Below are 14476 nucleotides of genomic sequence, written 5' to 3' on the forward strand. Positions count from 1 at the left end.
AACTCTTCAAACCCTTCAATCCAAGGCCCAGCCCTAGGTGAAACCCGCGCCTAGGAACCCAGGCCCAACGGGCCGACACCCCTCAGCCCAAGGCGCAGCCTTGGGGTAGGACAATCGCCCTAACAATACGGCCTGAAGGGCCGTGATCCCCAAGCAGCCCGAGACCCCATTCCCACCAAGGGTTCAGGGACTAAGGGATCAGGGGCCAAGCGATGCCAGCGAGTGAGGGAGCCAAACCCGGACCGCGTGACGCCGTCGCGCATCCCCAGGGCAAGCGGAGCTTCCCCCCCACTCTCCACTCCCTCTTCATCCCCCCGCTCAAGTCATCCGAAAAGCCGGGATATCACTCCCCGACCAGCCCCGCTCCCTGCCGCCGCTCCAACGACCTGATATACCGATTCATCGACCCGATACCCCTTGCCAATTCGATGAATCCTCCATCAAACTCCCCCCAATGGGCCACCCGGGATAGCCTGCCCGGATCGCCTACGAATCAATACTGTTAGCATCATGAAATCTGCCCGATGCCTCACCGTTCTGGTCGCTTGGGCACTCTGTGACATGGGTTCTCTTGCGGCCGATGAGTATCCGTTTCCGGCAGTTGAGGATGTAGCGGAGAGGTCTTTGATCGCAGTCGATGAGTATGGCCATCCGCGAATTGAAGACGACAATAAGAAGCAAGTGGCCAAGCTTGCTGCCGCCAGTGACACCCCAGAGAAGCTTCGATTCTACGCAATATGGGGCTTGGCGATCTCAGGCTATTCAGTTGATTCGGCTGAGGGGCTGATACAAGCCGCTGAAGACCAAGGCCTAAGCGCAGCCGCGAGAGGATATGCAGCGATGGGACTCCGCAACTTCTCACGGGACCTCCCTCCTGAATCGAAGGGGGTGCTTCGAGGGAGACTCCGTCACACTGTAGCGTCTGAATCCGGATCTATACCGGACTCGATTATTCGGACGCTGATTGCTTGGGGAGACGCGGAGTGGATTGCCAACCGTCTCGGCGACCAGATACAGGGACATCAAATGGAGATTGAGATCCTCAGTGCATTAGAGCCGCCCCGCGCGACAGATCGCTTGCTCGAGATCTATCGGGCAGCCCAGCGGCAGAGCGTACGGGAGAGCTACAATCGCCGCGCCGAGATTGGGAGGGCATTGCTGGCCTTTCACGATAGGCGCGGGATCGATATTCTTGAGTCACTTCTTGATGCGGAGGTTGTGCCCCTGAGCGGCGAGCAACCGAATCATCAATACCGCCACAACGTGTTCAACGCGATTACCCGGGCAGCAGGACAGGACTTCGGTTACGAGCACGTGAACTTCGACCCGAGCATCGACGAAGCAATCAGGCGATTCCGCTCTTGGTGGCTTGAGAATCGCTTCACGTTCACCTTTCCTAAGGACGACCACCCCACGGAAAACAACAATCCTAATCGGGTCCCGGGAAGTAGTTAGCTCCCCGGTCCCACACCACCCTGCGTACGGTTCCTTACAGGGCGGCCGCGATGGCGGGAAGTGATCCGCCGCAGCCGCCGTGATACACGGCCTTGGAGCGGCTTCCGCCAAGGGCGTAGGCGATGGCGATTGATTCCTTGTGGGCGTCGAGTCCGATGGAGTAGGTGTCTTTCATGGTGTTGTCGTCTGTTCTTTGTTTATGGTTGCACGAACCGGAACCTGTTCCGGGGAAGTGCGCTAAACATGCGGCTCTGCTCCTCACCGGAATAGCCCGCGAGAAATGGAACGGCGGCAACACCACTCACACTTTTCCACCAACACGACTGACGCAACTCGCTCATCAGCCATAGAATCTCGCTGAGAAAGTAGTCGGGCGACCTCGAAGGAAACTCGCATGTCACTGGTCCAACGAGTATTGATCAATGCACTTCCAGTTTTGCTGGGAGGATGCTGCCTCCTACTGCTTGGCGCGCGCTACAGCCGCTACGGAAGTCTCGGTGATTATCACTACCGACTTTTCCAACTCCAGCCAGTTCACGGATCGCTATTGATTGGCGGTTGGTTTCTCTTGGGCGCAGGCATTGGATGCGCCGTTGCTGGGGCAGTCCGAAGGATGTCTGACGGAGAGTTTCAGGCGGATCAGACTCCTTCACACCGCTTCATATGGGAGGACTTCCGCTTCGTAGCCGTGTTGGCCATGTCAGGGTGCCTGTGTCTTGCTGCGGGTACGATCCTATTCGGCAATCCGTGAACTACGGTGTGGACGATGCAGTGGCACTCCCTGAAAACGCCAAAGAACCAAAGCCGAACCGGGTCCCGAGGAGTCGTTAGCTCCCCGGTCCCACACCACCCTGCGTACGGCTCCTTACACGGCGGTTCCGAGTCCACGCGGGACGGTCCCAATAAGGCTTTTGGCATCTCCCAAATCGGACAGTGATGGGAAATCGGGGTGGACCGACATGCCGCCCATCCTCAAATACCCTGCCCGAAAAAGAGCTTTCGCTCCAGTGGGCCTTTCGTGATATTGGATTGCGATAACACAAATCGCACATTCGCGCATCCCTGTTTCGAAGCATTACCGATCCGATCTCATTCATCATGAACACGAAAACGAACCATCTCATCACCACTCTCGCCGTGATTGTCCCTCTTCTTTCCAGCAGCTGCGTTGTTGTCGAAGAATCCAATCCAGGCAGCACCGCGGGGTCGGCGGCAGCCACTTCGTCGGGCTACGCCGCTGGCTACGAAAAAGGCAGGGCGGATGGCGCGGGAGGCCTGTCGCGCACCCCCACCCGCCATGAGTATCTCTACTCCGAGGCGGACCGCAGCGACTTCTTCCGCGGCTATGAGGCCGGCTACAACGCAGGCATCCGCTGATCGCGTCCGCTATCATCCATTCATCCACCGAATTTTCTCAGGCATGCGTGCGATCCGAATTCTCCCAGGACTGTTTTTGTCTCTGCTCATGGCAGCATGCACCACCAAGGACAAGATCTGGAACGCTTCCGATCTGGAGGTGTGGGTGAAGGATCAGGCGGTGGCACAGGGATACCGGGAGGAGTCGATCCAACTGGAGGAATGGTACCGAGACGAGGACGGCCAACTCGTTTGGCACGGGGAAGGTGTCGAGGCCTCGAGCGGGAAGAAAAGTCCCTTCAGCATTCGCGTCGACAAGGTCTGGACCCCGTCCGGTTCCGACTAACCACCTCTCCCCGGCGCGATCAGGACATTCGGCTCAGCCCATCGTCCTGTTAGCCTCCTAACCTCCGCATTGAAATGTTCTTCAAGCTGGGAGGATCATCATTCTTGTCCTACGTAGGACCTCGCATCCATGCCACCCATCAGACTCTCCGAAGCAGCATCATCGGCTCAGAGACCCCACAGATCATGAACTTGACCCTCAAACGCCATTCAAGCCGCCTCGTCCCTATTCCGCGGTTCGTCGCCACTTTCGCCACGTCCGTACTGCTGACTTCGGCATCGTATGCACAGACGCCGGGTGACTTCATCGACCCCTCACCTCCAGAGGGTTATGATGGCCAGATCGAGCTCGACATCCGCGATTCGAAACCGGATTGGAAACCCTACATTCCCAAGGCGGCACCGGAAGGGGCACCCAATGTCCTGTTCATTCTCTACGATGATACCGGGATCGGCGCTTGGTCAGCCTACGGGGGTCGGATTCAGATGCCCACGCTCGATCGACTCGCCAAAAACGGTCTCACCTACACCCAATGGCACAATACCGCCCTCTGCTCACCGACCCGTTCCACGATTCTTACGGGGCGCAACCATCACCTCAACGGGATGTCCTGCATCACCGAGGGAGCTCAGGGCTACCCCGGATGGAGTGGACGCATTCCGGCTCAGTGCGCGACCGTCGCGCAAGTTCTTCAGGACAGCGGATTCAGCACCTTCTGGCTGGGGAAGAACCATAACGTCGCCGAACCGGATGTCGCGCCAGGCGCGGGCAGGCAAGAATGGCCGCTCGCCAAGGGTTTCGACCGCTTTTACGGATTCCTCGGAGGCGAAACCAACCAGTGGTTCCCGGATCTCGTGGAGGACAATCGATTCGTCGAGCAACCGTATGGCCCGGAGGACGGCTATCATCTTTCCAAGGACCTCGCCGACCAAGCGATCCGCATGCTTCGCAACCAGAAGGCGTCGAATCCGTCCCGCCCGTGGTTCATGTGGTACTGTCCGGGCGCAAATCACGCTCCACATCACGCCCCCGAAGACTACATCGCCAAGTACAAGGGCAAGTTCGATGATGGCTACGAAGCGTATCGGGAGTGGGTTCTGGAGAAGATGATCAGTAAGGGCATCATGCCGGAAGGAACGGAGCTGACGCCGCTGAATCCCTTCCCCGAGGACCGGGCTAACAAGGCGGATTATGTCAGACCTTGGGGCGAACTGAACGAGGACGAAAAGAAGCTGTTCTCCCGCATGGCGGAGGTTTTCGCCGCATTTTCGGAATACACCGACGCCCAGGTCGGCCGGTTGATCGACTATCTCGAGGAGACCGGACAACTCGACAACACCCTCGTCATCTACGGTGCCGACAACGGCACCTCGGGTGAAGGAAGCCCGAGTGGATCCGTGAACGAGAACAAGTTCTTCAACGATTATCCGGACTCACTTGAGGAGAACATGAAGTACCTCGACGTCCTCGGGAGCGAGGAGACCTACAACCACATGCCGACCGGTTGGGCGGCGGCGTTCTCGACTCCGTTCAAGATGTTCAAGCGCTATTCGCACTCGGGTGGCACCTGTTCGCCGCTCGTGATCCACTGGCCGAAGGGGATCAAGGCCCGGGGAGAAGTCCGCCATCAGTATTCACACTCTGTGGACATCACGCCAACGATCCTTGAGGCGGTTGGCCTTGAAATGCCGAGCGTCTACCGCGGAGTTCAACAATGGCCGCTTTCCGGCAAGTCGATGCTCTACAGTTTCGATGCCAAACCGGATGGTCCGACGGTCCGGGACCGCCAGTATTTCGCCATGCTGGGAACCCGTGGCGTCTGGGAGAAGGGCTGGAAGGCGGTGGCGGTGCACGCGCCGCTCACGGATCGCGGGAAATTCCCCGAGGACGAATGGGAGCTGTATCACGTCGATGACGATCGTTCCGAGAACAAGAACCTCGCAAAGGAACACCCGGACAAGCTCAAGGCCTTGGTCAAAGCGTGGGACGAGGAGGCGGAATCCAACCTCGTACTGCCGCTGGACGACCGGACAGCCGCCCAGATCCTCGCGGTGGAACGGCCCAGCGCCGAGCCGATCCGGGAGCGCTATACTTACTATCCGGGAACGACTGCGATTCCCGAGGGCGTCGCCGTCAATGTCAGGAACCGTTCCTACAAGGTTCTTGCAAACGTAACCATCGAACAGGACGCGTCGGGAGTGATCTTCGCCCACGGTTCGCGCTTCGGGGGCCACTCCCTGTTCATCAAGGACGGCAAGCTGCACTACGTTTACAATTTCCTCGGCATCAAGCCCGAGCAGGAATTCGTTTCGAAGAAAGCTCTCGCCCCCGGCAAGTACACTCTGGGAATGGAGTTCACCCGTGAAGGTGCCGGCGATAACCGTGAGAGCCTCGGCAAGACCAAGCTCTACGTGAACGACGAGGTGGTGGCTGAGGGCAAGATGCGCACCCAGCCCGGGAAATTCACCCTCTCCGGCGATGGCTTGTGCATCGGCTACGACAGTGGCGATGCGGTCAGTGAACAATATCAGTCACCCGGTCGCTTCACTGGGGGTCAGATTCAGTCGGTCGAAGTCTCCGTCGACGGTGCCGCCTACGAAGACCGCGAACTTGAGCTGCGCCGCGCCCTTCGTGACTGATTCGCGAACAGCTTCTCCTGCAGTTCGAGCAGGCTGATTTCATTCTGATCTGCAATGGATACAGAACTGATCATGGCTTTGGATTCACCATGGCCGGGGTGATTCACGTCAAATCAGGCAAGTTGATCCCGTTTGAAGCAGAAGATCCCGTAGCCGCAGTCTATCTCCGGGAATCAGCCGCTCCATTGATCCCTTTCCTTCAAACGATTTAATCGAACGCCCCCAAGGGGCGTGGGGGGCAATTGGTGAAGACCATTCCCCAAGGACTTCTTGCTGAAACAGGGATGAGCGCTGCAGAGCTCAGCCAGGGTCTCGCCAAACCAGATGGCTCGCAAAGCCGGGTGTGCCGGCGCCTTTGAACATTCTTATCTACTTCTAGGGATCCCCCACCCGAAGGACATCCGTCGCCTTTACCGACTCTTAACAATTCTTGGTCTGCCGGGGCGCAACCCTTCGCCGAGAAGACGGTTCATCCTGAAAACCCGGCATGAAGCGACTTCTCTTCCTCACCACTTCCCTCCTCCTGCCCCTCGCGGCCGCCCCGCTCGAGAGCTCATGGTTGACCGATCTGTCCGGGCAGTATGCCCGGATCTACCCGACCACCGCCGACGAATCGGCGAATGCCGCGACGACGAGCTGGCTGCACCCGAACGGCGGCGCCGGCCAACCCCAGCCGACCTATGCGGGGGTCAACGAGATCTCGAGAACGTCCACGGATCTCTACATCCGGACCAGTGGTCTCGCATTCCATGTCATGGGACCCTGGTATGGAGGAAACGGAAGCCTCTTCCCCAACTACCCCTCCAACATCGCTCAAACGGCAAGGTTTCCGCTGGCCCCCGAGGTCGCACCTGCACCCAAACCGCTCACCGGACTCGGAGCCATCGGCTACTTCGTCGATGGCGTGGCGATGTTCGACTCAAGGGATGCCTTTTCCTTCATCAGCGCCACCCAGAGCGATGCAGGGCCACCCACCGTGCCGAATCGGGGCGACGGCATCTGGAACCGAGATGCCTTCGTCAACGAGTCCGACACCTTCGACCCCGCCCTCGCCCACCAGGCCGGAGGCACCCACCACTACCACGCCAACCCCTTCGGCCTGCGACACCTCCTCGGGGATTCCGTCAACTACGACGCCTCCAGTAACTCCTACACCGAAGCCCCGAACGGACAACACTCCCCCATCCTCGCGTGGACTTTCGACGGCTTCCCCCTCTACGGACCCTACGGCTACTCCGACCCGATGGATCCGGAGAGCGGAGTCCGCCGCATGAGTTCCGGGTATCAGAAGCGGGATGGCAGCAACGGCTCCACCAACCTCATCTCCACCGGGCGGACCTCTCTCCCCGAGTGGATCACCCGTAACGAACCCTCGAGAACCAACCCACTGGCAACCGGCCAGCACGGCCCCAACGTCAACCCAACCTATACACTCGGCCACTACCTCGAGGACTACGCCTACAAGGGCGACTTGGGAATGACCCATGGAGTGGATTTTGATCTGAACGAATACAACGTCCGCTACTGCGTCACGCCTGAGTTCCCGGGCGGCACCTGGGCCTACTTCTCCTGCATCGCCGCGGATGGCACTCCGGTCTTTCCCTACAATATCAGCCGCTACTACTTCGGAACGGTCCAGGGGGCCAACAACGTCAACCTTCCCGCCGGCCGATCGGTGATCTTCGAGGGTGGCCCCGAGACCGACCTGGCACTGCAGGATCTCGAAGTCGACCCGGGCAACGGAGACATCACGCTGACATGGTCCACCGCCGAGGGGGGCCAGTACACCATCGAACGATCCAACCTCCAGGACCCCTGGGTCCCTCTCGCCACGCGCCGTGCCGATGCAGCCAGAACCACCATCGCGGACCCGGGTCGCGCCGCCACCGAGAGGGCGCACTTTTACCGCGGTGAACTCGACTACCTCGCCCCCTTCGATGACAACGGCTACGACTACGACAACTCCATCGTCGGAACGCCTCCCCGCCACAACGTCCTGCTCCTGATCCTTGATGACTGGGGCATCGATGCCTCCGAGCTCTACAACTCCCCCGGACCCGGCATCCAACTCGCCAACATGCCGACTCTGGAGACCCTCGCCCATGCCGGACTCCTCTTCACCCGTGGCTATTCCCAACCGATCTGCTCCCCCACACGAGCCACCCTGCTGACCGGGCGCCACCCCTATCAGCACACCGTCGGGAACCCCCAGGCGGACTCCACCCTGCCTGACAGCGAACTCACTTTTCCCGAAATCATGGCCACCGAATCACCCGACTACCGGCTCGGTTCGTTCGGCAAATGGCACCTCGGCTCCGGCACCTCGGGACCCGCCGACACCGGCGGCTGGCCGAACTTCACCGGCACCCTCACCGGCGGGGTCCAGGACTACGCGTCGTGGACCCGCGTGAAGATCGTCAATGGCACGACCACTGACAGCGGCACAGGGATCAACAGCCTCGTCCCCGGAACTTACAGCAGCCCCTACGCCACCTCGGTTCAGGTCGATGAAGCCTCCTCCTTCATCGCCGCCCAGGGGGACGAGCCCTGGGTGGTATGGATGGGCTTCAACGCCCCGCACGATCCCTTCCACGACTCCGCCCCCTACGTCACGCCGACCCAGGGCTATTCGACCACCGGCACCACCAACAAAGACAACTACATCCGCATGCTCGAAGCACTCGACCATGAGATCGGACGCCTTCTCGAAGTCGTGGACCTCGCCACCACCAACATCATCGTCGTCGGTGACAATGGGACCCCGGGGCAGGTGGATCAATCTCCTGCGGGCGGCATCGCCGGAGCGAAAGGATCACTCAATGAGGGAGGCATTCACGTGCCGTTCTTCGCCGTCGGCCCCGATGTGATCGCGACCGGCACCACCGACAAGATGGTCCACGTGGTCGACCTGTTCTCCACCATCCTCGAGATCGCCGGCATCAATGTTCCCAATGCCACCCAAGGCATCGAGATTCACTCCCGTTCGCTCCTCCCCATCTTCCACGGGCACGACGCGATGGACCGGTGTGTGATCGCGGAAAAATTCGGGCTCGATCCCGCCACTGACGGTCGCGCCCTGATGCTCGACGACTGGCCGCAGTATAAACTCGTGTCGGTTCAGGACGTCACGGACGCCGACGACATCCCGGTCTACCAGATGTATGCCCTCGGTTCCAACGGAGTGGAATCCACCACCCTCACGACCCCGCCGAACCCCGGAGACGCCCACGAGGCTGCCTACCAGGCACTGGTGGCCAAGAATCAATCACTCATACCTCCCACACCTGCAGGCCCCACGCTCTATCTCGAACTTCCGACCACACCCTCCGGCCCGGCAGGGGTGCCCCCGAACCTCGCCATGAACCCGATCTCGATCACCATCGACGGCGTCCCGGCCACCTTCATTGCGCGGGTCGATGTCAATGGCGCCCCGGACCAGTATTCGGTCCAATGCACGCTCCCCGACAGCAGTGGAGCCCCATACGATCCGGTCAACACGCCTGCCATCGTCACCTTTCCCGACAACCCGAACAACCCGACGGGAGGGAATCGCGTTTTCCAGGCCATCGCCATCACTACGGCTCCCTAGCAGGCCACGATTCGGAAGCCGTTAGGGACACATATGCTGGCGTGCGGTGACTCATCAAAGCCACCCATGTGATCACAAGATCTTCTCATCGTTTCGATCTCTTTGGACGGTTCCGCTCTTCCCTGACGAAAGATTTACAATCGATCCGCCCTTCCACATCAGAGATTTACAATCAGAGCATTCACTCAGTCATGCCAACCCGCACAATGAACATGACAAACCACCCCATCATTCCCGCCCTCGCACTCGGCCTGCTGTTTCCCACAGTCGTATCGGCCATGCCTCCCGGCCCACCACCCCATCCCGTCGTCGAGAAGCTCGACAGGAATCAGGATGGCGAACTATCCGCCCGGGAGATCAAGAACGCCAGCAAAGCCCTGTCCAAGCTCGATGAGGACGATGACAAGGCGCTGAGCAGCGAAGAAATGCGCCCCGAACCCCCTCGCGAAGAGCGCCGGGGCAAGCGCAACGACGAGAACCAGGAGCGCCCTCCCGGACCTCCACCATCACCCCTTGTGAGCGCGATCGATACCGACGGTGACGGCTCCCTTTCTGAAGCCGAAATCGCTGCGGCCCCGGAATCCCTCCTCAAGCTCGATACCGACGGCGACGGCGAACTCAGCACCGAAGAAGCCGGATTGGGCCGCAGACAAGGCCCCCGCGGACAAGGAGGCCCACCTCAAGGCGGACAGGGCGGACCTCCTCCTGGAGGCCCTCGCCGCTGATCCAAGGAAACCCTCAACCCACCCCATCGAGGCTCACTGCCGGTTCCCCAAGTGAGCGTCGATGGGGTCGCCTCTTCATGAAACCGTGTTCCTTGTCTGGAAGCGGGAAGCACTCAGGGGATTCGTGCTTTCCGACGCCCCCCCGGAATCGTCAGAGTCAAGCGACCGACCCCCACCCGGAATGACCATGTCGAGCGTCGACCCCCCAGCCCTGATCAATCGAGGCATCTCTGTTCATGGATCTGCGCTGCTTGCGGCAGTCATCCTCGCCATCTCGAACGCTTCCGCCGCCTCGCTCGACCTCGTTTTCACCCACTTTGATTCCAGTGCCCCCCTCCGTTTCGACTCACTCAGATACAAGAACCATGCCGGCGAGGGATACTCATCCACCCGCTTGGCCTATCTGATCCACGATGTTCGTCTGGCCGGGGCGGAAGGCGCGGCCAGCCAGCACTCAGACACGGTTGGATTCATCGATGCCACCCGCTCCCGCGACCGGATCCGCATCCACGACGTGACGCCCGGGCACTATCAGTCCATCACCTTCCACGTCGGCCTCGACTCCGCACTCAATCATTCCGACCCGGCCGGCTACATCGCCGACCACCCCCTGAATCCCAACCTCAACCGGCTTCACTGGGACTGGCAGGGCGGCTACATCTTCATGGCCCTCGAAGGACACTGGAGGAAGCAGGGGGCTACCCTCCCGGAAGGCTACGCCTACCACTTCGCCAACGACAACAATCGCACCACCATCACCCTCAACGCCGGGATCGAAGTGACTGACGAGACCGAAGTCGTGCTCGGCCTGGACCTCGCAAAACTGCTGCGGGGTCTTTCCTTCGAGAAGGATGGCGCCACTACCCACTCCCAGGCAGGCGACCCGGTCGCGAGTCAGCTGAAGAACAACCTGCCCGAAGCGTTTGAGGTGCTCCATGTTCGTCAAGGCATCGAGATGCCGGCGCAACCCAGGCTCATCCCCATCGACCTGCCCGCTTCACCCACGCCCTTTTCCGTCTCCTTCCCCAGACACATCCCTATCCCGAAGCTCCCCCTCGACAACCCACTCATCGCCGAGCGGGTGGCCCTCGGAGAACGACTCTTCCACGACAGGCTCCTGTCCAGAACGCAGGAGATCTCCTGTGCTTCATGCCATCAGGGACAGGTCATGTCTGACCCCCGCCGCTTCAGTCTCGGCGTCGAGGGCCAGCCAGGACCACGCCACTCCATGCCGCTCTTCAATCTCGCGTGGAAGGACGATTTCTTCTGGGACGGTCGGGCATCCTCGCTGCGCTCACAGGCACTCGTCCCCATCGAAGACCACCTGGAGATGGACAACTCCATCAAAAAGGTCATCAAGAAGCTGGAGGCCGCCCCCGACTACCCCGGTCAATTCGCCAAGGCATTCGGCAGTGGCCGGATCACGGGAGAAACCATCGGATTGGCGATCGAGAACTTCCTGCTGACGAAAATGAGTTTCGACTCGAAGTTCGATCGCTCGATGAAGGGGCAGACCGAGCTAAGCGCCGAGGAAAAGCGCGGCTTCGAGCTGTTTTTCACCGAATCCGAACCCCGACTCGATCGCCGGGGTGCCGACTGCTTCCATTGCCACGGCGGCGCCCTCTTCACCGATCACGGTTTTCACAACACTGGTCTGCCGCCGACCGAGGACCTTGGACTGGAGGCCACCACCGGTAGGAAAAGCGACCGCTACAAGTTCAGCACCCCATCGCTGCGGAACATCGCCCTCACCGCCCCCTACATGCATGATGGTCGCTTTGCCACGCTTGAGGAGGTCATCGATCACTACAACACCCCCTTCGAGTTGTCCCCCACCCTCGACCCCAACCTCGCGAAGCATCCGCAGGGACTGGGGCTGAACGAAGCCGACAAGAAGGCTCTCGTGGCCTTCCTGAGGAGCCTGACCGATCCCGCGATGCAGGAACGCTGACCGTCCGCCCCTGGAGCCGGAACGACCTGCCGACTAAGGGATCATTCTCAAGGAGCCGATTTCAGCCGCCCCTGCGCCCGGTTCCTGCCCCATTCCACGGCAGAACCGGGGGACATCCTGATATCAGACTCCGGTCTTGCGGCCTCCCCCGCGAAGGGATTCACTCATCCCAACCCAGAGCACCTGCTAACAACCCAGCCACCTACCCATGAACATCCTTGAAGTCGTCCTTTTCGTTGTCGCCGTCGTCGGCGTAGTCGCCCTAGGGATCTGGAAGAGCCGAGGAGACGGTGACGGAGATACGGGAGAAGCATCCAGTTACTTCCTCGCAGGACGCGGACTCACCTGGTGGCTCGTCGGGTTTTCCCTGATCGCTGCGAACATTTCGACCGAGCAGTTCGTCGGAATGTCGGGGTCCTCCGCCAACTGGCTGGGGATGGCGATCGCCTCTTACGAATGGATGGCTGCCGTCACCCTCGTCTTCGTCGCATTCTGGTTCTTGCCGAAATTCCTTAAAGCCGGACTGTACACGATCCCCGAATTCCTGCAGTACCGCTTCGATGGTGTCGCCCGGCTTGCCATGGCGCTTCCGGCCATTGTCACCCTCGTCTTCGTCACCACCTCTTCGGTGATCTTTTCAGGCGCAAAGTTCGTCTCGGAATACTACAATGAGGTTCCCGTCCTCAACAGCCTCACCGCGATGTGCTGGCTGATCGCTGCGATCGCCGCGATTTATGTCTTCATCGGTGGTCTGAAAGCCTGTGCCTGGACAGACCTGATCTGGGGTGCCGCTCTGGTTCTTGGTGGTGCCGTAGTGATGTATTTCGCCTTCAACACCTTGGCCGAGCGCCCTGCCGAGGAGCTCATCCTCACCAAGGTGGACAACTCGGAGGCAACAGTCGCCGACCTTGAAAATGCGAGCGCTTGGGAACGTCTGATGCTGCTCAACGACGGCAAGGACGGCGAAGCTGTGGCCGTCAATGGCCCAAACCAATCCGGTGGTAAGATCCACATGGTCCGGCCGAAAGAAGACTCCGACATCCCATGGACCGCCCTGCTGATCGGGCTCTGGATCCCCAACTTCTTCTACTGGGGGCTGAACCAATACATCGTCCAACGAACCCTCGGTTCAAAGTCCCTCGCCGAAGGTCAGAAAGGCATCGTCTTCGCTGCTGCACTGAAGCTCGTGATTCCATTCGTGGTGGTGATTCCCGGCATCCTGGCCTTCAACCTGTTCTCCGCCGACCTCCATGCCGGGGCCGCCGACAAGAACATCAAGGCATTCGAGAAGATTAACGAGACGCAGGTGGTCGCTGTCGATGCGGACTTCGTCGAACTCCAGCCTGAACTTGCTGCCAAGGCGCTGGCCCACAATGCCGCCGTCGCCGGTGAGGCCGCCGCCCCGGCATCCTCCGACCCCACCGAACTTGCCGATACCATCAACTCGCTGGCATCTGCTGCGACCTCAAAAACCAGCGGTGACGCTGAGACAACCAAGGTGACCCAAGCTGCAAAGCTGGTCGGCTACGACTACGACGCGGCCTTCCCCGTCCTGGTCCGGAACCTGATCAAGCCCACCCCGCTGATTTCATGGTTCGTCCTCGCGGCCCTCTGCGGCGCGGTGATCAGCTCGCTTGCATCCATGCTCAACTCGGCATCCACGATCGCCACGATGGACCTCTACTCGAAGTTCTCCGGGGTGACCGACTCTGCCAGGCTGGTGAAGGTGGGCCGTGGATTCGTGGTCCTGTTCGTGCTGCTTGCAGCCTTGGTCGCACCGAAACTCGACAACTTTGAGAGTATCTTCAAATACATCCAGGAGTTCCAAGGGTTCATCTCCCCGGGCATCCTTGCCGTTTTCATCTTCGGATTCTTCTCACCTCGCACTCCACGCTGGTTCGGCGTGGTGGGCATCGTCACGAACGTGATTGCCTACGCTGCATTCAAGTGGGCTATCGGACCCTGGCTGGTCAGCAAAGGCTGGTGGTATTCCGGCGAAATCGCCTTCCTCGACCGCATGGCCATCTGCTTCTTCATCGTCCTCCTGATCGGCGTCCTCGTGACCCTGATCAAGCCAATGGCGAATCCTGTGGTTCTGCCGGTCAACGACAAGATCGAGCTGACGACCTCCAAAGGTGCCCAGATCGTCGGTGTTGGCATCGTGATTCTCACGATCGCCCTCTACATCGTCTTCTGGTAAGGCCTGCCGAAAGCTCGCAGATCTTCCAAAAGCCCTGCCCCTCCCGGGGCGGGGCTTTTTCTTGCCCATCTAGGCGGGCAACAAGGAAACGATCCCTGTTCGATGGCGCAGAGCGTCCCCGCCGCGGTGGGGATTCGAAGACGGTTCAGACCATGCGATTGGCGCACTTCCCCTTTGCCAGCCGAACCGCTTTGGCTCAAGTTTTCGCCGTCCGA

The 14476-nt window shown here is 60.2% G+C and carries 9 protein-coding genes; 8 read left to right on the forward strand and 1 reads right to left on the reverse strand.

What is annotated here, in order from left to right:
• Positions 1 to 510 precede the first annotated feature (510 nt).
• Complete coding sequence (locus tag JIN81_RS04525; protein WP_200277008.1) at positions 511 to 1455, forward strand: hypothetical protein; 945 nt, start codon at positions 511 to 513, stop codon at positions 1453 to 1455.
• A 34-nt stretch (positions 1456 to 1489) separates the two neighbouring features.
• Here JIN81_RS04525 and JIN81_RS04530 read toward each other — a convergent pair whose 3' ends face one another.
• Positions 1490 to 1630, reverse strand: coding sequence for a hypothetical protein (locus JIN81_RS04530; RefSeq protein WP_200277011.1), 141 nt, complete (start codon positions 1628 to 1630; stop codon positions 1490 to 1492).
• 923 nt (positions 1631 to 2553) lie between these two features.
• Between JIN81_RS04530 and JIN81_RS04535 the strand changes: the two genes are divergently transcribed.
• The 7 genes from JIN81_RS04535 (at position 2554) to JIN81_RS04565 (ending at position 14261) form a co-directional block, all read left to right on the forward strand.
• A complete protein-coding gene (locus tag JIN81_RS04535) occupies positions 2554 to 2832 on the forward strand; it encodes a hypothetical protein (RefSeq protein ID WP_200277013.1) in 279 nt (92 codons plus the stop codon).
• A gap of 88 nt (positions 2833 to 2920) precedes the next feature.
• Positions 2921 to 3157, forward strand: a complete 237-nt coding sequence (locus JIN81_RS04540; protein ID WP_234044492.1) for a hypothetical protein — start codon at positions 2921 to 2923, stop codon at positions 3155 to 3157.
• Between the two features lie 185 nt (positions 3158 to 3342).
• Positions 3343 to 5796: an arylsulfatase gene (locus tag JIN81_RS04545; RefSeq protein ID WP_200277019.1), complete on the forward strand. Its 2454-nt coding sequence runs from the start codon at positions 3343 to 3345 to the stop codon at positions 5794 to 5796.
• A gap of 487 nt (positions 5797 to 6283) precedes the next feature.
• The gene (locus JIN81_RS04550; protein ID WP_200277022.1) at positions 6284 to 9385 is read left to right on the forward strand and encodes a sulfatase-like hydrolase/transferase; all 3102 of its coding nucleotides are present in this window, start codon (positions 6284 to 6286) and stop codon (positions 9383 to 9385) included.
• Between the two features lie 212 nt (positions 9386 to 9597).
• Positions 9598 to 10110, forward strand: coding sequence for an EF-hand domain-containing protein (locus JIN81_RS04555; RefSeq protein WP_234044493.1), 513 nt, complete (start codon positions 9598 to 9600; stop codon positions 10108 to 10110).
• Positions 10111 to 10297: 187 nt separating this feature from the next.
• Positions 10298 to 12061 (forward strand): MbnP family protein, encoded by a 1764-nt coding sequence (locus JIN81_RS04560; RefSeq protein WP_200277028.1) that lies wholly within the window; start codon positions 10298 to 10300, stop codon positions 12059 to 12061.
• 208 nt (positions 12062 to 12269) lie between these two features.
• The gene (locus tag JIN81_RS04565) at positions 12270 to 14261 is read left to right on the forward strand and encodes a sodium:solute symporter family transporter (RefSeq protein WP_200277031.1); all 1992 of its coding nucleotides are present in this window, start codon (positions 12270 to 12272) and stop codon (positions 14259 to 14261) included.
• The last annotated feature ends 215 nt before the right edge of the window (positions 14262 to 14476 follow it).

It is taken from the genome of Haloferula rosea, from assembly GCF_016595525.1.
Classification (GTDB): domain Bacteria; phylum Verrucomicrobiota; class Verrucomicrobiia; order Verrucomicrobiales; family Akkermansiaceae; genus Haloferula; species Haloferula rosea.